Origin of the sequence: Paractinoplanes lichenicola, assembly GCF_016785085.1 — a bacterium.
GTDB lineage: Bacteria > Actinomycetota > Actinomycetes > Mycobacteriales > Micromonosporaceae > Actinoplanes > Actinoplanes lichenicola.
Genome location: NZ_JAENHO010000003.1, coordinates 407,790 through 424,832, shown reverse-complemented (window position 1 = coordinate 424,832; position 17,043 = coordinate 407,790). Strand labels below are relative to the sequence as shown.

At 68.9% G+C, this 17,043-nt stretch carries 17 protein-coding genes; 8 read left to right on the top strand and 9 right to left on the bottom strand.

Going from position 1 to position 17,043, the window contains the following annotated elements; all coding sequences use genetic code 11:
- Positions 1–81: 81 nt before the first annotated feature.
- From JKJ07_RS10995 to JKJ07_RS52515, 3 genes are all read right to left on the bottom strand, one after another.
- Entirely contained in the window at positions 82–816 is a 735-nt protein-coding gene (locus JKJ07_RS10995) for a M50 family metallopeptidase (protein WP_202991345.1), read from the bottom strand.
- Positions 817–855: 39 nt separating this feature from the next.
- Positions 856–1,071 carry a hypothetical protein gene (locus JKJ07_RS10990; protein ID WP_202991344.1) on the bottom strand — a complete coding sequence of 72 codons (216 nt, stop codon included), beginning with the start codon at positions 1,069–1,071 and terminating at the stop codon, positions 856–858.
- Between the two features lie 63 nt (positions 1,072–1,134).
- A complete protein-coding gene (locus JKJ07_RS52515) occupies positions 1,135–4,689 on the bottom strand; it encodes a serine/threonine-protein kinase (protein ID WP_498370749.1) in 3,555 nt (1,184 codons plus the stop codon).
- Between the two features lie 101 nt (positions 4,690–4,790).
- On the opposite strand from JKJ07_RS52515, the gene JKJ07_RS10980 reads away from it, so the two are divergent.
- From JKJ07_RS10980 to JKJ07_RS10960, 5 genes are all read left to right on the top strand, one after another.
- Positions 4,791–4,988: an acyl-CoA carboxylase subunit epsilon gene (locus JKJ07_RS10980; RefSeq protein ID WP_202991343.1), complete on the top strand. Its 198-nt coding sequence runs from the start codon at positions 4,791–4,793 to the stop codon at positions 4,986–4,988.
- 133 nt (positions 4,989–5,121) lie between these two features.
- Positions 5,122–5,538 carry a hypothetical protein gene (locus JKJ07_RS10975; RefSeq protein WP_202991342.1) on the top strand — a complete coding sequence of 139 codons (417 nt, stop codon included), beginning with the start codon at positions 5,122–5,124 and terminating at the stop codon, positions 5,536–5,538.
- Positions 5,539–5,603: 65 nt separating this feature from the next.
- Positions 5,604–6,920: a hypothetical protein gene (locus JKJ07_RS10970; RefSeq protein ID WP_202991341.1), complete on the top strand. Its 1,317-nt coding sequence runs from the start codon at positions 5,604–5,606 to the stop codon at positions 6,918–6,920.
- A 2-nt stretch (positions 6,921–6,922) separates the two neighbouring features.
- Positions 6,923–8,059, top strand: coding sequence for a S8 family serine peptidase (locus JKJ07_RS10965; protein WP_202991340.1), 1,137 nt, complete (start codon positions 6,923–6,925; stop codon positions 8,057–8,059).
- A gap of 64 nt (positions 8,060–8,123) precedes the next feature.
- On the top strand, positions 8,124–8,744 hold the full coding sequence (locus tag JKJ07_RS10960; protein WP_202991339.1) for a Maf family protein: 621 nt from the start codon (positions 8,124–8,126) through the stop codon (positions 8,742–8,744).
- On the opposite strand, the gene JKJ07_RS10955 is transcribed toward JKJ07_RS10960, so the two are convergent.
- The 3 genes from JKJ07_RS10955 to JKJ07_RS10945 are packed head-to-tail and all read right to left on the bottom strand — an operon-like array spanning position 8,741 to position 11,027.
- The gene (locus JKJ07_RS10955; protein WP_202991338.1) at positions 8,741–9,496 is read right to left on the bottom strand and encodes an ABC transporter permease; all 756 of its coding nucleotides are present in this window, start codon (positions 9,494–9,496) and stop codon (positions 8,741–8,743) included. The two genes, JKJ07_RS10960 and JKJ07_RS10955, sit on opposite strands and share 4 nt — an antisense overlap.
- A 3-nt stretch (positions 9,497–9,499) precedes the next feature.
- A complete protein-coding gene (locus JKJ07_RS10950; protein WP_202991337.1) occupies positions 9,500–10,444 on the bottom strand; it encodes an ATP-binding cassette domain-containing protein in 945 nt (314 codons plus the stop codon).
- A gap of 28 nt (positions 10,445–10,472) precedes the next feature.
- Positions 10,473–11,027, bottom strand: a complete 555-nt coding sequence (locus JKJ07_RS10945; protein WP_307834207.1) for a PadR family transcriptional regulator — start codon at positions 11,025–11,027, stop codon at positions 10,473–10,475.
- Positions 11,028–11,049: 22 nt separating this feature from the next.
- Between JKJ07_RS10945 and JKJ07_RS10940 the strand changes: the two genes are divergently transcribed.
- The gene (locus JKJ07_RS10940; protein ID WP_202991336.1) at positions 11,050–12,807 is read left to right on the top strand and encodes an acetyl/propionyl/methylcrotonyl-CoA carboxylase subunit alpha; all 1,758 of its coding nucleotides are present in this window, start codon (positions 11,050–11,052) and stop codon (positions 12,805–12,807) included.
- Between the two features lie 154 nt (positions 12,808–12,961).
- On the opposite strand, the gene JKJ07_RS10935 is transcribed toward JKJ07_RS10940, so the two are convergent.
- Positions 12,962–13,405, bottom strand: coding sequence for a DoxX family protein (locus JKJ07_RS10935; RefSeq protein WP_202991335.1), 444 nt, complete (start codon positions 13,403–13,405; stop codon positions 12,962–12,964).
- A 76-nt stretch (positions 13,406–13,481) separates the two neighbouring features.
- Here JKJ07_RS10935 and JKJ07_RS10930 point away from each other — a divergent pair, with 76 nt between their 5' ends.
- Positions 13,482–14,003, top strand: a complete 522-nt coding sequence (locus tag JKJ07_RS10930; protein ID WP_202991334.1) for a TetR/AcrR family transcriptional regulator — start codon at positions 13,482–13,484, stop codon at positions 14,001–14,003.
- On the opposite strand, the gene JKJ07_RS10925 is transcribed toward JKJ07_RS10930, so the two are convergent.
- A complete protein-coding gene (locus JKJ07_RS10925) occupies positions 13,991–14,524 on the bottom strand; it encodes a GNAT family N-acetyltransferase (protein ID WP_202991333.1) in 534 nt (177 codons plus the stop codon). The genes JKJ07_RS10930 and JKJ07_RS10925 overlap by 13 nt on opposite strands.
- Before the next feature lie 344 nt (positions 14,525–14,868).
- Here JKJ07_RS10925 and JKJ07_RS10920 point away from each other — a divergent pair, with 344 nt between their 5' ends.
- Complete coding sequence (locus tag JKJ07_RS10920) at positions 14,869–15,606, top strand: DedA family protein (RefSeq protein WP_202991332.1); 738 nt, start codon at positions 14,869–14,871, stop codon at positions 15,604–15,606.
- On the opposite strand, the gene JKJ07_RS10915 is transcribed toward JKJ07_RS10920, so the two are convergent.
- Positions 15,536–16,981, bottom strand: a complete 1,446-nt coding sequence (locus JKJ07_RS10915; RefSeq protein ID WP_202991331.1) for an NAD(P)H-quinone dehydrogenase — start codon at positions 16,979–16,981, stop codon at positions 15,536–15,538. The genes JKJ07_RS10920 and JKJ07_RS10915 overlap by 71 nt on opposite strands.
- Between the last annotated feature and the right edge of the window lie 62 nt (positions 16,982–17,043).

The following is a 17,043-nucleotide window of genomic DNA, read 5'->3' as shown; positions in this document are numbered from 1 at the left end:
TGCGTACCGGATCCGGCCGGCCCGTGCGCCCGGGACCCGGTTCGGCCCCGTGCGGCCGGGAGCCGGTTCGGCGCCGTGCGGCTACTGCGTGCTCAGCTCCGGCAGCCATTGGCCGGCCAGCAGGAAGGCGCCGATCACGACGGCGATCAGGTTGACGATCAGGAAGAAGCCGACCCAGAACAGGGCCGGCACGTGCGTGATGTGGGCGAGCTGGTCGGCGTCGGACTCGCGCATCCGGCCCCGGCGGCGCAGGGCCTGCAGCTCGAAGACCGGGCGCACCCCGCCGAACAGCAGGAACCAGACCCCGGCGTACGCGAAAGCGGCCTGCACCTCGGGAGACGCCCACCAGGACACGCCGAAGACGATCGCCCCCGTGATGACCAGCGACAGGACGCCGAACAGGTTCCGAATGTTGATCAGCATCAGGAGCAGCAGGGCGACGGCAAGCCAGAGCAGCAGCGTGATCCGGTTGCCGCCGAGCAGCCAGGCCCCGAGCACCCCGACCAGCGACGGCGCGATGTAGCCGCCGAGCAGCGTGAGCATCATGCCCGGACCGGTCGGGCGGCCCGACGACAGCGTGAGGCCGGACGTGTCGAACTCGAGCCGGATGCCGCGCAGGCGACGCCCGGTGAGCAGAGCGAACAGCGCGTGACCACCCTCGTGAGCGATCGTGACGGCGTTGCGGGCCACCCGCCAGACCGGGCGGAACGACACCGCGAGAAAACCGGCCAGGGCCGTGAGCAGGACGAGCAGACCGGGCGGATCCGGTTGCGCGCCGAGCAGCTTGTCCCAGAAGTCAGTCACACCGTCGATCACAGCGCGGAACTGTATCCGATCGCGCTATGTGCCGGCTGTTCACGCCCGGCGGCGGACCACCACTGCTTCGGGCGCCTGGGCGGGCTTGGCCAGCAGGCGTGCGGCGAACACGCCGCCGACGACCAGCGCCAGCAGGGCAACGATCGCGATCATGACGAGCGCACCGGCCGCAATGGTGAGAAAGACCAGGTCAGCGATGGCCACCAGCAACCAGAGAACCAGTGTCGGCTTCCTGCCGTACCGTCGGCAGTTCATGTCGCACCTCCGTCCGTGACAGGAGGTGAATTACCCATTCATCCCCGTTGTCACTCCCCGGAGTTACTTCTTGGGCTGAAAACCCTGGTAGATCAGCTTCAAATCGGACTGTGAGGCCGCCCAGTCCTCGGGCGAGACATACCACGAGATCGAGTACGCCTGCTTGTCGCTGACGATGATGTTGCGCTTCACCGCGTGCTGCCGGTTGCCGGTGCTCGTGGTGTAGAAGAACTCCCAGTCGACGGCCTGCTTGAAGTAGTTCTTCACCTCGACCATCTTGACCTTCTCGTAGTTCCGATAGGCCGAGCCGGCGCGGTCACGCTCCTGCTGTTTGTAATCCTCGAGGGCGCTGCCCTTCGGGCTGTTGGTCTGGTCGATCAGCAGGTAGCGGTTGCTCCACCGGATCTCGACCTCACTGCCGGAGCGGGAAGTCGTGGCGCTCTTGGGCAACGGGATCTTGAATCCGCTGCTGTCCGTGCGCATCTCCCAGGTCGACGGCAGGGCGAGCGCGGCAGTGGTCGACGGGGCCGCGGAGGGCGAACTGGGCTTGGTGGTGGCCGCGTTCGACGGGGCGGCCGGAGCCGCCGAGCTGCCGCCGGTGGTGGCCGCCGCGCTGGGGGGCGGTGCGGCGCCGGCCTGGCTCTGGTCGTCGCCGTCATCGCCGAGCGACTGCCCGATCAGGACCGCGATCAGCACGATGACCAGCAGGATGACGCCGCCGCCGATCGCGGCCTGGCCGTACGTGAGCCGGGTGCCGAAGACGGTGATGCCGGGGGTGGGGCCGTGCGGCATGGGGGCCCAGGCGGGGCGGCTCGGCCGGCTGAACGCCGGGACCGGCGCCATGTGGTCGTCGCCGTCGTCCTCGGGCTTGACCGTGGGCTCCGGCTTGAGCTCTCGCTTGGGCGGCTCGGCGATCTTGGTGGTCTGGTCGGCCAGGGCTGCGGCAGCCAGGGTCGTGGTGGCGTCCACGTCCTTTGCTTTGCCGGCGGTCTTCGGCTCGGGGGCGGGTGCGCTCTCGGCCTTGGCGCTTTCTGCCGTGGTCTTGTCGGGCTCGACCGTGGCGGCCGCGTCTTTCGCGTCCGCGTCGGTTTCCGCGTCGGCCGTGGCCGCGTCGGTCGTCGCGGGCACGATCTCGGAGCCGGGAGTCTTTGCGGCGGCCGCGTTTGCGCTGTTCTTCGCTTTGTCCGTGGCCGCGTCAGAGCTTTCGCCGTCCGCGGTCGTATCGGGCTTCGCGTCGTCCGGGGCCGTGTCGGTCTTCGCGCTGCCCGGGGTCGCGTCGGCATTCGCACTGTCTGGGGTCGCGTCGGCCTTCGCGCTGCCCGAGGTCGCGTCGGTCCTCGCGTCATCCGTGGTCGCGTCAGTCTTCGCGGCGTCCGGAGTCGCGTCAGTCTTCGCGGCGTCCGGGGTCGCGTCGGTCCTCGCGTCATCCGGGGTCGCGTCAGTCTTCGCGCTGTCTGGGGTCGCCTCAGTCTTCGCGGCGTCCGGGGTCGCGTCGGCCTTCGCACCGTCCGGGGTCGCGTCGGTCTTGGACACGTCCGTCTCTGCGCTGGTCGCCGCACCGGTCTGCGCGGCGGCCGTCTTGGACGTGGTCTCGGGCGCCTCGGCCTTTGCGGCTTCACTCTTCACGGCTGCGGCCGACTTGGGCTCGCTCTTCGTGGGCTCAGCCGTCGCGGGTGCCGCCTTTGCCGACTCGGCATCGGCACGACCAGCCTTGGCCGGCTCAGTGTTGGCCGGTTTTACGAGCTGGGTCGCGTCCTGGGCCGGCGGCTCGGCCTGGGCCGGGGTCACGACCTGAGTCGCCTCCGGGACGACCGGCTTGGCCTGGGCCGGGGCCGTCTTCGGCGGCGTGATCTTGGTGGTCTTGTCGACCGGCTCGGAGATCTTCGTCGTCTTGTCGGCCGGGTCCGCGGCGGGCGGCGTGGCCTTGGCCGCGGGCGGCTTCGGGGCCGCCTCGGACGGCCGCTTGGCCGGGAGCGCGATCCGGGTCGTCGGGTCGGCCGAGGGCTTGTCCTGCTTGCTCTCCTTGGGCAGCCCGTCGGCCCCCACCCGCGGGAGCAGCGCAGTGGCGTCGGCCAGCGACCGCTCGTGCTCGGGGGCGGCCTTCTTCCGGCGGTTCGCGGCGACGTCGGCCGCGGTGAAACCGGCCTGCGTCCCCCTCGCCGTACGGGAAAGGCCGCCGCTCGCCTGAGGGCTGGGCGGGCCGACCACCGTGGTGCGGTCGTCCTGCACCGGCGGGCCGTCGGCGCGGGTGGCGTCGGGGCGCGGACCGTCGACGCGGGTGGCATCCATACGCGGGGCGTCGACACGCGTGGCGTCGATCTGCGGGCCGTCGACGCGCGTGGCGTCCATGCGCGGGGCGTCAACCTTGGGGCCGTCGACCCGGGTGGGCGTCTCGGCCGCCGGGCGGCGCCGCGCCGAGGGCTCCGGCGTGCGACCACGAACGGGCGGCTCGGGCGCGCGGCCGCGGGCGGGTGGTTCCGGCGTACGGCCGCGGACGGTCGGCTCGGGCACTCGGCCGCGCGCGGGTGGCTCGGTCGTACGGCCTCGGGTCGGGGGCTCGGGGGTGGAACGGCCGACCGGCGCCTTGCCCGGCGTAAAGATCGGCGGCCGGCCCTCGCCGGCCGCCGGGTGACCCGGAGTGATCGGAGGCGGGCCCGGCGGGTTGGCCGGACGGGCGACCGGAGGCCGCGGGCCGGGCACAACCGGGGTCGCCGAAGTGCCACCGGTGAGCGCCGACCGATCGCGGCCCACGCCGGGGCGGCGCATGGTCGGGCTCATCGGGAAGCTCAGCTTGGAGCGCCGACCGGCGGCGCGCAGCAGCAGACGCTCGGCCTCCTCGGCGTTGATGCGATGCGTCGGGTCCTTGCGGAGCAGACCGTTGAGCACCGGCTTGAGCGGGCCGGCGTTGCGCGCGGGCGGCGGATTCTCGGTGGCCAAGGCGGCGAGTGTGGCGATCGCGGACGGCCGGGCGAACGGCGAGGCGCCCTCAACCGCGGCATAAAGCGTGGCGCCGAGGGACCAGAGGTCGGCCGCGGGACCGGCGGAACCGTCGCGAGCGCGCTCGGGGGCGATGTAGGCCGGGGAGCCGAGCACCAGACCCGTACGCGTGACGTTGGGGTCACCCGGGACGGTGGCCAGGCCGAAGTCGGTGAGCACGACGCGCCCGTCCGCGCCGATCAGCACATTGCCCGGCTTGACGTCGCGATGCACGACCCCGGCCCGGTGGGCGGCGCGCAGCGCGTTGAGCACGCCGAGGCCGATCTCCGCCGACCGTACGGGGCTGAAAGGACCGTCGGCGGCCAGCGTGTCCTGCAGCGAGCGGGACGGCACGTACTCCATGACGATCCACGGGTCGGCGTCGGTGCGCAGCACGTCGAACACGCGAACCACGTTGATGTTGTTGAGCCGGGCGATGGCGCGGGCCTCACGCAGCGACCGCTCGCGCATCTCCTGCCGCTCGCCGGGGGTCAGCCCGGGCGGCGGCACCAGCTCCTTGATGGCGACCTCACGGTGCAGGACGACATCGGTCGCCCGCCAGACACGACCCATCCCGCCCTGACCGAGCGGCGCGACAAGCCGGTAACGGTCAGCGACTACGAGCGGGGGAGAGGAAGACATCACGGAGAAAATACCCGGTCATGTCGAGCGACAGCGAATCGATCAGCCGAGTGTGGGATGCGTGTCACCGGTTCAACCCCACAACGTCGTACGCTCGGTCAATGGATACGGAACCCCTGGTCAGCGTCGTGCGCGGCGAACCGGCCGCCGAGGAGCTGGCCGCACTGGTCACGATACTGGCGGCCGCATCCAGCAAAATTGATGCCGCCCCGGCCGCGCCGCGCCCCTCCACGTGGGCCCGCTCCGCACGCCCGTCGATGGGCCCGCGCTCCTGGCGAACCTCCGCCCTACCTGGCTAGATCATCGCCGGTCACTGTCCACAGGGTCCCCCACTGCTGGCAGTGACCGACTACTCTCACAGACGCTTCGCGTACTTGTGTTCGGTTTCGCGTGTTCGGTTTTCGTGTGTTCGGTTTTCGGGGGAGGACGCAGATGATTCCGGAGGAGGACCGCGGTCCTGCTTGGCTGCGTGACTACGGCACGACAGACTTCGGCTCGATCGAGGCCGACATCCAAGCCATGGAACAGTTCGCAGCCAAACTAGCCGCGAACGTGCAGGACAGCTACGCCCCCCACATGGCCAGCGTCTCGGAATCCATGGGCACACCTCTCCCCTCGCCCAACGGAGAGTTCATCGAGCTCACGTCGTTCTTGTTGGCCCATCGAGACGCCCAAGACGTGACGCATCAGAACGTGTACAACTACGCGAACGGCACCCAGGACTTGGCCAACGCGGCTTCGGACATCAGCGACAAGTACCGCGGGTCTGACGCATTCTCTCGCGCCAAGGTCAGCGACGTCGAGAATGCCTTCGGCAACCTTGGCAACACCAGCGAGGAGATCCTCTAATGCTCATCGCAGACGGCGGCGGCGGGGGCGGCGGCACCCCTTGGGCGTCGAAGACGGTCGACACGATGCTGCAGCTGATCAAGAGTGCGGACACCGACAAGCATTACCAGTTGCTCACTGGGTGGAAGCAGTCCGCAGACCTGATCAATGAGCACCGCTGGCAGGTCCAGAACTACCGCGACAACCTGGCTGCCGCATGGCCGCCGGAGCGAAACGCTGCAGCCGCGGCCTACGTCGCTCGTCTGGACGATCTCATCAACAACCTGGATGAGACCTACGAGGCTGCGATCGCGAACCACGACGCCTTCGCTGCAGCGACCCTGTCGATCAGCCTTGCCCAACGCGACATGCAGAAGATCGCCGACGAGTACGCGTCGAACACGGGCTTGCTGCACGACTATGCGGTCCAGCAGCAAGCGAAGCAGAACAACCCCACGCCGACGCCTAGCCCCAGCCCCAGCGGCGGCGATCAACCGCCGGTAGCCGCCGGCCGGCAGGAGGAGCTGCACCGCCAAGCGGTCACCCTGCTGAGTGGCGTGAGCGGTGAACTGGCGACAGCACAACTAAGCATCCGGACGCCAACGCTCTACAAGCCGAGCTTCCGTGACAATACGAAGGATCCGAACGGCGTCACCGATACGTTCCCACCTCCGCCGATTCCACCGATCGTCCCGACGTACGGTAGCGACGGTGGTGGCGGGAGCACCAAGACTCGGCCTTCGGTTACTTTCCCCACAGCTGGCGGCGCGGTTCCGCCACCTCCGACGCCCATCCCGACTCAGCAACCGGGCCTTATTCTGGGCGGTGCCAACCCCGCGGCTCCGACGTTCGCTTCACCTTCCACCACGCCCAACCCCTTGCCGCAAACCCTGCCCGGAGGAACGGGACCGATCGCTGCTCCCGGGCTGCTGCCGCCGAGTATCAGCAATCGCGGTCCCAGCAGCCCTGGCCAGGCTCCCCCTACTGCGGCACAGCCTGGACGTGGCGCAGGCGTACCTCGCGAAGGTTTCCTCCACACGAATACCGCCATCGGTGGTGGCCGACCGCTCCCTCCAGGGGGCGTGATTGGCGGAGTTCCGGGCGTCGGCCTCGGTCAGCCTGCAGGCTCTCGCCCTCAAGCGCAGCGAGTAAACCCAGTAGGCGGCGTGATAGGCGAAGGCCCACATGGGCGGACCGCATTGCGAGGTGCGCCTTCGGGCGAACACATGGCGGGTGGAATGCCCTATGGGCAATCAGCCGGCCGCCGACCGGGTAAAGCAGACTCAGCAGAGTCACACTGGGATCCCGACAATCCTTGGCAGACCGATCAGGGTGTTGACCCTGTCGTTCTCCCCACCCGGGAACAGCGCGTCGACCCGGGACCGGCGATCGGACTTCGTTGAGGATGCGCTATCGGTTTATGGCGGCCGTGGGGCTCATAGCCATCGCGGCCGGCATCACCGTTCCGGCAAGCCCGGCTCAAGCTGACAGCTTTCGCACCGATCAGTGGTATCTCAAGGCACTTCGTATTAATCAAGCACATACACTCACTAAGGGTTCCGGAGTTACGGTTGCAGTTCTCGACACAGGAGCTTTTCCGCATCCTGATGTACGCAGAAACCTTCTCCCCGGCGCGAATTTGATTCCAGGCCAAAGCGGCGATGGGCGCAGCGACAGGGTCGGCCATGGAACCGAGATGGCAGCACTGGTCGCAGCTCACGGCAGAGGATCAAATGGAGTACTAGGAATCGCTCCCGCCGCAAAAGTTCTACCTGTCAAAATCTCAAATACGATCAAGGCGCCATCGAACGAGATGGCGGATGGAATTGATTGGGCAATCGACAACAAGGCTCGCGTGATCAACATCTCCGCGGCGATCGGCCCATCGTTTGACGTGCAGGATGCAGTCTCGAGGGCAAAAGATTCCGACGTAGTAGTCGTTGGATCTGTCGGGAATGCGCCCGGAGACCTCATCATTGGATATCCTGCAGCCATCGAAGGCGTTCTCGCAGTCGGGTCGGTGGGACCAGACGGCCAGTATTCCGGAAAGTCCGTCAAGGACAAACGCGTCCAAATCTGTGCTCCGGGCATTAAGATAACGACCGCAGAACCCGAGAAAAAGTATGTAGATGTTTCGGGAACATCGCCGGCTGCCGCCATTGCTTCCGGTGCGGCCGCACTTGTTCGCGCTAAATTCCCAGAACTCTCAGCCCGAGAAGTCGTGCACCGAATAACTGCTACCGCGGACGATATTGGGCCTCCTGGACGCGATGATGAGTGTGGGTTTGGGCGGCTCAACATTGTTAAAGCGTTGACCGCCGAAGTGCCACCGCTCGAGGGTGGTGAGGAAAGTGCCACCCCATCGGCCACTGCCACGGCTTCGAGCGCGCCGCCGGTTGTGCGGCCGGAGACGGCTCCGCCGGCGGCTGAGAGTGAGCCTGCCGGCAACAGTGGGGTTTTGCTGTTCGGGGGGCTGGCTGGGGTTGTTGCGGCGGCGGCTGTGGTGCTTGTGCTCTTGCTGCGGCGGCGGGGGCGGAACTGAAGTTTGGGGCTGAAACGCCGTTAAGGGTGCGTTGATAATGCAGGTGAACTTGTAGCCTCGGGTTGTGCAGAAGGACATTGCGTACCGGTTGATTCTTGCTTCGGCCAGCCCGGCCCGTCGGGGGCTGCTCAGTGCCGCGGGTATTGAGGCCGAAGTGATGGTCAGTGGCGTCGACGAGTCCGGCGTCGAGGCTGAGGATGCGTACGCGCTGTGTCTTGCCCTGGCTCGGATGAAGGCGCGCACCATCGCCGCTCAGTTGAATGCTGATCCGGGGGTTGTGGTGCTCGGGTGTGATTCTGTGCTGGCGTTCGAGGGTGAAGTGTTCGGCAAGCCGTCCAACGCCGAGGAGGCCACCCAGCGCTGGATGCGAATGCGCGGCAAGTCCGGCGTGCTGCATACCGGCCACCACGTGACCAGCCTCGTCACCGGCAAGCAGGCCGAGGCGGTCGGGCTGACCACGGTGCACTTCGCCGACGTCAGCGACGCCGAGATCGCGGCGTACGTGGCCAGCGGTGAGCCGTTGCACGTCGCCGGCTCGTTCACGCTGGACGGGCGTGGGGCCGCCTTCGTGGAGCGGATCGAAGGCGACCCCGGCAACGTCATCGGGCTGTCCCTCCCGCTGCTGCGCAACCTGCTCGCGGAAATGGGCGTCCCCTACATCGCGCTGTGGAACCAGCAGGGCTAACGGACGCTCTTGGCGAACCCTCGCCCGGCCCAGGCCACGGCGAGCACCGCCAGCACGGCCATGATCACCAAGCCTTGCCAGACCGCGGGCGCGCCCAGATCGCCCCGGAACAGCGCGCGGGTTCCGTTCACCGCCCACGAGAACGGGTTCCAGTCGGCCACGCCCTGCAGCCAGCCGGGGGCGTACGTGAGCGGAAGCAGGATGCCGCTGAGCAGTAGCACCGGTTGGGCGACCGTGTTCATCAGCGGGGCCAGCGCGTCCTCGCTCTTGACCGCCAGCGCCACGCCGTAGCTGACCGCCGACGTCATCAGCGAGATCAGGGCGAGCATCAGGTACGCCAGGAGCAGGTTGCCCAGGAAGACGCGCAGGTCGAACGCCAGGGCCAGCAGCGTGATGATCACGGCCTGGGCGATCAGCGAGACGACGTCGCGCAGGGAGCGGCCGAGCAGCAGGGCCAGGCGGCTGATCGGGGTGACCCGGGAGCGTTCGATCACGCCCGCGCGCAGTTCGGCGATCAGGCCGAAGCCCTGGAACAGGCCCCCGAAGATGGCGAGCAGCACGAGCAGACCGGGTACGAAGATCTCGTACGCCTCGGCGTCGGTCCGCACCTGCAGGGCCGGCTTGAGCAGCGGGGCGAAGAGCAGCAGATACATCACCGGCTGGAAGACGCCGACGAGGATCCACACCGGATTGCGCAGCAGAAACTGCATCTGCCGGTTGAAGATGAGCGAAGTGTCGCGTAGCAGCTTCATGGCTCAGCTCTCCCGCAGCGATCGGCCGGTCTTGGTCAGGAACACGTCGTCGAGGCTGGGGCGGTGCAACTCGATCGTGCCGAGCGGGACGTCGGCCGCGTCGAGGGCGCGCAGGATCTGCGGGATCGACACCGCGCCGTCCTCCACGTACAGGCGCACGTTGTCCTCGTACGTCTCGAGTTTGTAGTTCTTGAGCGCCTCGGCCGCCGCCGTCACCGCGTCGACGGGCAGCCCCACCCGGACGACGTCGCCGGAGATCTCGCGCTTGAGGTCGGCGGGCGTGCCGGAGGCGACGATCTCGCCGTTGTCCATGATGGAGATCCGATCGCAGAGCGCGTCGGCCTCGTCGAGGTAGTGGGTCGTGATGAAGACGGTCATGCCCTCCGCACGCAGCCGTCTGATCTCGTCCCACATGTGGGCCCGGCTCTGCGGGTCGAGGCCGGTGGTCGGCTCGTCGAGGAAGACGACCTTGGGTTCGTGGATGATGCCGAGCGCGATGTCGACCCGTCGGCGCTGCCCGCCCGAGTAGGTCTTGCATTTGCGGTCCGCGTATTCGCTGAGCTGGAAGCCCTCGAGAACGCGCACGGCCTGCCGCTGGGCTTCCGCTTTGGACACGCCGTAGAGCCGGGCCTCCAGCACGAGCTCTTCCCGCGCGGTCGAGTCGTCCCAGGTGCTGCCGCCCTGCGCGACGTAGCCGATGCGGCGGCGGACCTCGCCGGGATCGGCGCGCAGATCGGCGCCGGCGATGGTGGCCGTGCCGTCGTCGGGCTCGATCAGCGTGGCCAGCATGCGCAGGGTGGTGGTCTTGCCGGCCCCGTTCGGACCGAGGAACCCGAAGATCTCGCCTTCGGCCACATCGAGGTCGACACCGCGTACGGCCTCGACGGTTTTCTTGTCGCGCCCCTGGCGCGAGGTGAACGACTTGCGCAAGCCGCGAGTCTCAATCATGCTCGCAGACTATGGCCGTAAACTTTGACTAGTCAAACTTGAATTCACCCTTCTCCTCGATCCGCTGCGCGGTCCGCTCGCACCACGCGATCTCGGCCTCGGCCATCACGATGCTGCGCTCCCACAACCAGGACACATAGATCGGCTTGTTGTCCGCCCAGTCGGCCTTGGTCGCGGCCTCGAGTTGCTGCTGGCCGGCCCGCAGCTGCGTCGCCCGATTGCGCAGGGCGGCCGCCGACTCGGCGGGCGGGAGCGCGGGCAGGAAGGAGAACGCGGCCATGAACGGGTCGACCCCCGGCGACAGATTCCACCAGCCCTGGCGCAGCAACGACTGGAACTCGGCCTTGCCCTTGTCGGTGATCCCGTACGTCGTCCGCGCGGGACGGGCGCCGACCTGCTCGGTGGTGACCTCGTGGAGCAGCTCCTCGTCGGTCATTTTTCGCAACGCGTGATAGATCGACCCCGGTTGCACGTTCGCCCACCTGTCGGCGTTCCAACTGAGCAGTTCACGGCGGACGTCGTAGCCGTGCACCGGTTCCATCCACTGGACCAGGCCGAGGATCATCATGCGCGTTGCGGACACTCCTTAAGCGTAAGCTCAGCCCGTGCGCAAGGTCTTGATCGCCAACCGTGGCGAGATCGCCGTCCGGGTCGTCCGGGCCTGTCAGGACGCGGGTCTCACCAGCGTCGCCGTCTATGCCGACAGCGACCGTGACGCGTTGCATGCCCGGCTCGCCGACGAGGCGTACGCGCTGGGTGGCGAGAGCGCGGCCGACACGTATCTGCGCATCGACAAGCTGATCGACGTGGCCGGGCGGGCCGGGGCCGACGCGGTCCACCCCGGTTACGGCTTTCTCTCCGAGAACGCGGAGTTCGCGCAGGCGGTGCTCGACGCCGGGCTGACCTGGATCGGCCCCACGCCGCAGGCGATCCGCGACCTGGGCGACAAGGTCACCGCGCGGCACATCGCGCAGCGGGCCGGCGCGCCGCTGGTGCCGGGCACGCCCGAGCCGGTGGCCGACGCGGCCGAGATCATCACCTTCGCTGAACAGCACGGCCTTCCCGTGGCGATCAAGGCGGCCTTCGGCGGGGGCGGCCGGGGCCTCAAGGTGGCCCGCACGCTCGACGAGATCCCGTCGCTGTTCGAGAGCGCGACGCGCGAGGCGGTGGCGGCGTTCGGGCGCGGCGAGTGCTTCGTCGAGCGCTATCTCGACCGGCCGCGGCACGTCGAGGCCCAGGTGCTGGCCGACACGCACGGCAACGTGATCGTCGTCGGCACCCGCGACTGCTCGTTGCAGCGCCGCCATCAGAAGCTGGTCGAGGAGGCGCCGGCGCCGTTCCTCAGCGACGAGCAGCGCGCGGCCATCCACGAGAGCGCCAAGGCGATCTGCCGCGAGGCGGGCTACCACGGCGCCGGCACGGTCGAATATCTGGTCGGCCAGGACGGGACGATCTCGTTCCTCGAGGTCAACACGCGCCTGCAGGTCGAGCACCCGGTCAGCGAGGAGACGGCGGGCCTCGACCTCGTACGCGAGCAGTTCCGCATCGCCGCGGGCGAGACGCTCGAGCTCACGGACGACCCGGCGCCGCGCGGCCACTCCATCGAGTTCCGCATCAACGGCGAGGACCCGGGTCGCAACTTCCTGCCCGCCCCCGGCACGGTCGAATCCCTGTCGTGGCCCCTCGGCCCCGGCGTGCGGGTCGACGCGGGAGTCGAGGCGGGCAGCGTCATCGGCGGCAACTTCGACTCCCTGCTCGCCAAGATCATTGTTTCGGCCCGTACGCGGGAGGAGGCGCTGGAGCGCGCCCGTCGCGTGCTCGACGAGACCGTCATCACGGGGATCGCGACCGTGCTTCCCTTCCACCGCGCGGTGGTCCGCGATCCGGCCTTCGCCTCGGAGCCGTTCACCGTCCACACGCGATGGATCGAGACCGAGTGGGCGGGCGGCGTCGAGCCGTTCGCCGGCGGGGCCGTTGCGGGCGGCGAGGCCGACGAGCGCGAGACGATCGTCGTGGAGGTGGGTGGCAAGCGGCTCGAGGTCCGCGTGCCCGCAAAGCTGCTGCAAGGCGGCGCGGCCCCGGCCACCCCGGGCCGACCGGCGGCGCGGCGGACAGGCGGCGCGGGCGGGTCGGGCGCCCAGGCGGCCGGCGCGGCGGCGCTGACGGCCCCGATGCAGGGCACGATCGTCAAGGTCGCGGTCTCCGACGGCGACACGGTCTCGGAGGGCGACGTGATCGTCGTGGTCGAGGCCATGAAGATGGAGCAGCCCCTGCAGGCCCACAAGGCGGGCACGGTCTCGGGACTGTCCATCAAGGTCGGCGAGACCGTCACCGCCGGCGCCGTGGTCTGCAGCATCGACTGAAACATCGGCCCAGGTTAGGCGTCCGCCCGTACGGGTCGAGGGTTATCCACAATTCCAGGTTGTCCACAGGGGCGCCCGTCAAGATCGGTCCCGCTCGATAAAATGGTGGTGGCGGGGGCCCCCGGTGGAGGGCGGGCCTCTGTGCTGGGCTTGATCAACCGAGGGTGACCGCCACCGCGGCAGCAACGAACAGCGCCTGCATAGGGATGCGCGCCTTCAGCGGTGTCACCGGTTCTCCGCCCAGCTCGAGGTGGCGCCGCGCGGCCGACACGTTCGCCGGGAACATCAGCAGCATCAGCACGGCCAGGCACCCGGCGGCCAAACGGGCCGTAGCCGGCAGCAGCAGCCCCACGGCGCCGGCCAGTTCCAGCACGCCGGTAACGGTCACTAACAGCCCCGGGTTGGGCAGCGACGGCGGCACCATCGCGATCAACCCTTCGCGGCGCCCCAGTCCGAAATGGGCCAGGCCGGTCAGCACGAACATCAGGGCCAGGCCGACCCGCAGCGCCGGCCACCATCCGTCGAGGGCCTCGACCCCGAGCAGGCCGACGAGCCGGGCCAGGACACTTCCCACGATCAAGGCAAGCAGGGGTGCCATCTCGAGCTCCAATCTTGTCAACGTCAAGATTGAGCCGTCACAGCCATCTTGTCAATGGCAAGTTAGGCTTGAGGGCATGGCGTACCACCACGGGGATCTACGGCGAGTGCTGCTCGAGGCCACCGCCGCGGCGATCCAGGAGCACGGGGTCGCGGCGCTGAGCCTGCGCGACCTGGCCCGGCGAGCGGGGGTGTCGCATGCGGCCCCGGCGCATCACTTCGGCGACAAGGCGGGGCTGCTCACGGCGTTCGCCGCCGCGGGGTTCGAGGAGCTGGCCACGGCGCTGGCCGGTGACGACTTCCTGGAGATGGGGGTGGCCTACGTGCGGTTCGCACTGAGCCGGCCGGCCCATTTCGAGGTCATGTTCCGGCCCGATCTCTACCACGCGGACGACCCGGCTCTGCTGGCCGCGCGGGCCAAGTCGAGTGAGGCCCTCTACGGCGAAGACACGGACAAAACGGCCGGGCAGGCCGGCTGGTCGATCGCGCACGGCTTCGCGACGCTGTGGCTCTCCGGCGCCTTTCCCGGCCGCGACCAGGATCCGCTCGACCTGGCGCGAGCACTGTTCCGGCAGCTGAATCCGGGCTACAGCCAGTAGCGCAGCTTCTCGTCCCGGCGGTCGGCCAGGCGTCCGCCGTTGCGTTCGATCGTCCGGCGCGAAGCCTCGTTGTCGACGTCGCAGGTGATCAGCACCCGCGGCAGGCCCAGCGCGGTCGCGAGGGGCAGGGCGGCGGCCAGCATCGCGGTGGCGTGCCCCCGGCGGCGAGCCCCGGGCCGCACGTCGTAGCCGATGTGACCGTTGCGCTCCCCCGCCGGACCGGGGGCCAGCCGGTGCCGGATGTTGAGCCGGCCCAGATATTCCGTGCCGTCGAGCCACCACAGCACGGTCGTGGGCACGAAGCCGAGCGGGCGGGGCGTCTCCTCCAGGGCTTGCGCGCGCAGATAGGCGACGAAGCGGGCGAACCCGGCCGGCGTCGACCACGTGGCCGCGTACGCCCGGAGGTCGTTGCCTATGTTGCTGAAATCGTCGAGCCCGCCCCGCCCCTCGGCCACGTATTCGTCCATGGCGGCGAGAAAAGAGTCGTGGGCGTCGACCGTGGGCGCGACGAGCGAAGGCACTCGCACAGGGTAGGCGAGGCGCGAGTGACGAGTGGACCGCCCGTACGGGACCTACGGACGGCCCACCGGCCGGCACACCGAGAACGGGGGACCCGGCGTTCCGGCAATCTCACGGTACGCCCGCTCCGCTGCGAGCGAAAAATGTGCGGGACGAACCCGGACATCTCTCCCTTACGAGACGCTCGCGGTCCGATAATGGGCAGCGCCGGAGGGATCGAGGCACTACCGTGTCCGGCATCACCGACGACCGGGTCTGATCAGGGAGCATGCTGAACACAGCCCATTCTCAGGTGTCCTCGCCGAGAATGACGTGGACTCCGAAACACCGTGAGGTGGCATGACCTATGACCGACTTGTTGACCATGATGGCAACACCGGCATGGGCGTACCTTGCTCTTTTCGGCTTCCTGGCGATCGACGCGATGATTCCTGTCGTCCCGATCCAGGCGATCATGATCACATCCGGGGCGCTGACTGTCTACGGAAATCTTGATCTTGCATTGGTGATCATCATCGGCGCGCTGGGCATGTTCACCGGCGACGCGATCGCGTTCACCCTCGGCCGCTCCTCCGGAGAGCGGGGGTCGAGCCGCTTGTCCGCCCTGCGGGCTCGCTACGGCCCCAAGCACGACGAGGAGGCCAAAGAGGTCTCCAAGACCAAGCAGGCCGCCGAGCGGTTCACCCGCGGGCTGCGCCGCCCCGGCCCCTTGGTGCTGCTGCTCTGCCGCTTCGTTCCCGGCGGGCGCATGGCGGCCGGCTTCCACGCCGGCCGCCGCCGCTACCCGATCAAGCTTTTCGTCCTCTACGACGGCCTGGCCGCGCTCGCCTGGGGCAGCTACGGCGGGCTGGTCGGCCACGTCGGCGGCACGGCGATCACCCAGTCCGCGTGGCGGCTGTTCGCGATCGCCGCCACCGCGGCCGTCGTCTTCGGCACCGCCGGCTGGATCCTCGCCCTCTTCGGGGGCCGCAAGGACGAGGAGCTGGCGGCCGCCGCAGCCGGTCAGAAGGACGTCATTGCAGCTCGTGCTGCATCAGCTGACGCGCCGCTTCCGCAATCGACCCCGACAACGACGGGTAGATAGTGATCGTGTGGGCCAGCTGGTCCACGGTCAGGTTGTTCTCGATCGCCATCGTGATCGGCAGGATCAGCTCGCTCGCCTTGGGCGCCACCACGACCCCGCCCACGATCTGGCCCGTCGCCGGCCGGCAGAAGAGCTTGACGAAGCCGTCGTGCAGGTCGGCCATCTTGGCCCGGGCGTTGCCGGTCAGCGGCAGCATCACCTGACGGGCCGGGATCCGGCCCGCGTCGACGTCGTTCTGCGAGACGCCGACGGTGGCCAGCTCGGGGTCGGTGAAGACGTTGGCCGAGACGGTGCGCAGCCGCAGCGGGGCCACCGCCTCGCCCATCGCGTGCCAGATCGCGATGCGGCCCTGCATGGCGGCCACGCTGGCCAGCGGGAGCACGCCCGTGCAGTCACCGGCGGCGTAGATGCCGGGCACGTTGGTGCGTGACACCCGGTCGACGGTCACGTAGCCGCCGTCGCCGACCTGCACGCCGTATTCGGCCAGGCCGAGGTCGGCGGTGTTCGGGATGGCGCCGACGGCGATCAGGGCGTGTGAACCCTCGATCACCCGGCCGTCGCCCAGGGTGACCTGCACGGACGAGCCGGTGTTGACGACCGCGTTGCCCCGGGACTGGTTCAGGATCGTCATGCCCCGCTCGCGGAACACCCGCTCGATGGCCATCGCGGCGTCGGCGTCCTCATGCGGCATCACCCGCTCACGGCTCGACACCAGGGTGACCTGCACGCCCATGGCCAGATAGGCGCTGGCGAACTCGGCGCCGGTGACGCCGGAACCGATCACGATCAGGTGTGAGGGCAGCTCGGTGAGGTCGTAGAGCTGACGCCAGTCGAGGATGCGCTCGCCGTCGGGCCGGGCCGTGGCCAGCACCCTCGGCGTGGCCCCGGTGGCCAGCAGCACGGTGGTCGCCTCGACCGCGTACGGCTCCCCATCCAACCACCCCACCGCCGCCCCTGACCGGACTGAAGACTCTGCTTGATGCGGGGTGACCAGCACCTGGTGAGTGTGGCCGAGCGTGTCCTCGCCCATGCGGGCCCGGCCGTGCACCACGTCGACCCCGGCCTTGACCAGCTTGGCCTGGATGTCGCCGGACTGGGCGAGCGCGAGCTTCTTGACCCGGTCGTTGACCGCGACCGCGTCGACCGTGACCCCGTCGAGCCCCTGCGAGCGGATGCCGAACCGGTCGTTGTGCCGATAACCCGTCATGATCTCGGAGCTGGCGATGAAGGTCTTGGAGGGCACGCAGTCGGTCAGGACGCAGGCACCGCCCGGTCCGTCCGCTTCGACGAGGGTGACGTCCGCGTCGAGCTGGGCGGCGACCAGGGCCGCCTCATACCCGCCCGGTCCCCCACCGATGATCACGATCCGACTCACGACGTTTCCAACCTTCCCATGGCAGTTGTGCCGACACGCACTCCTTGTATTCTCCCCCACCG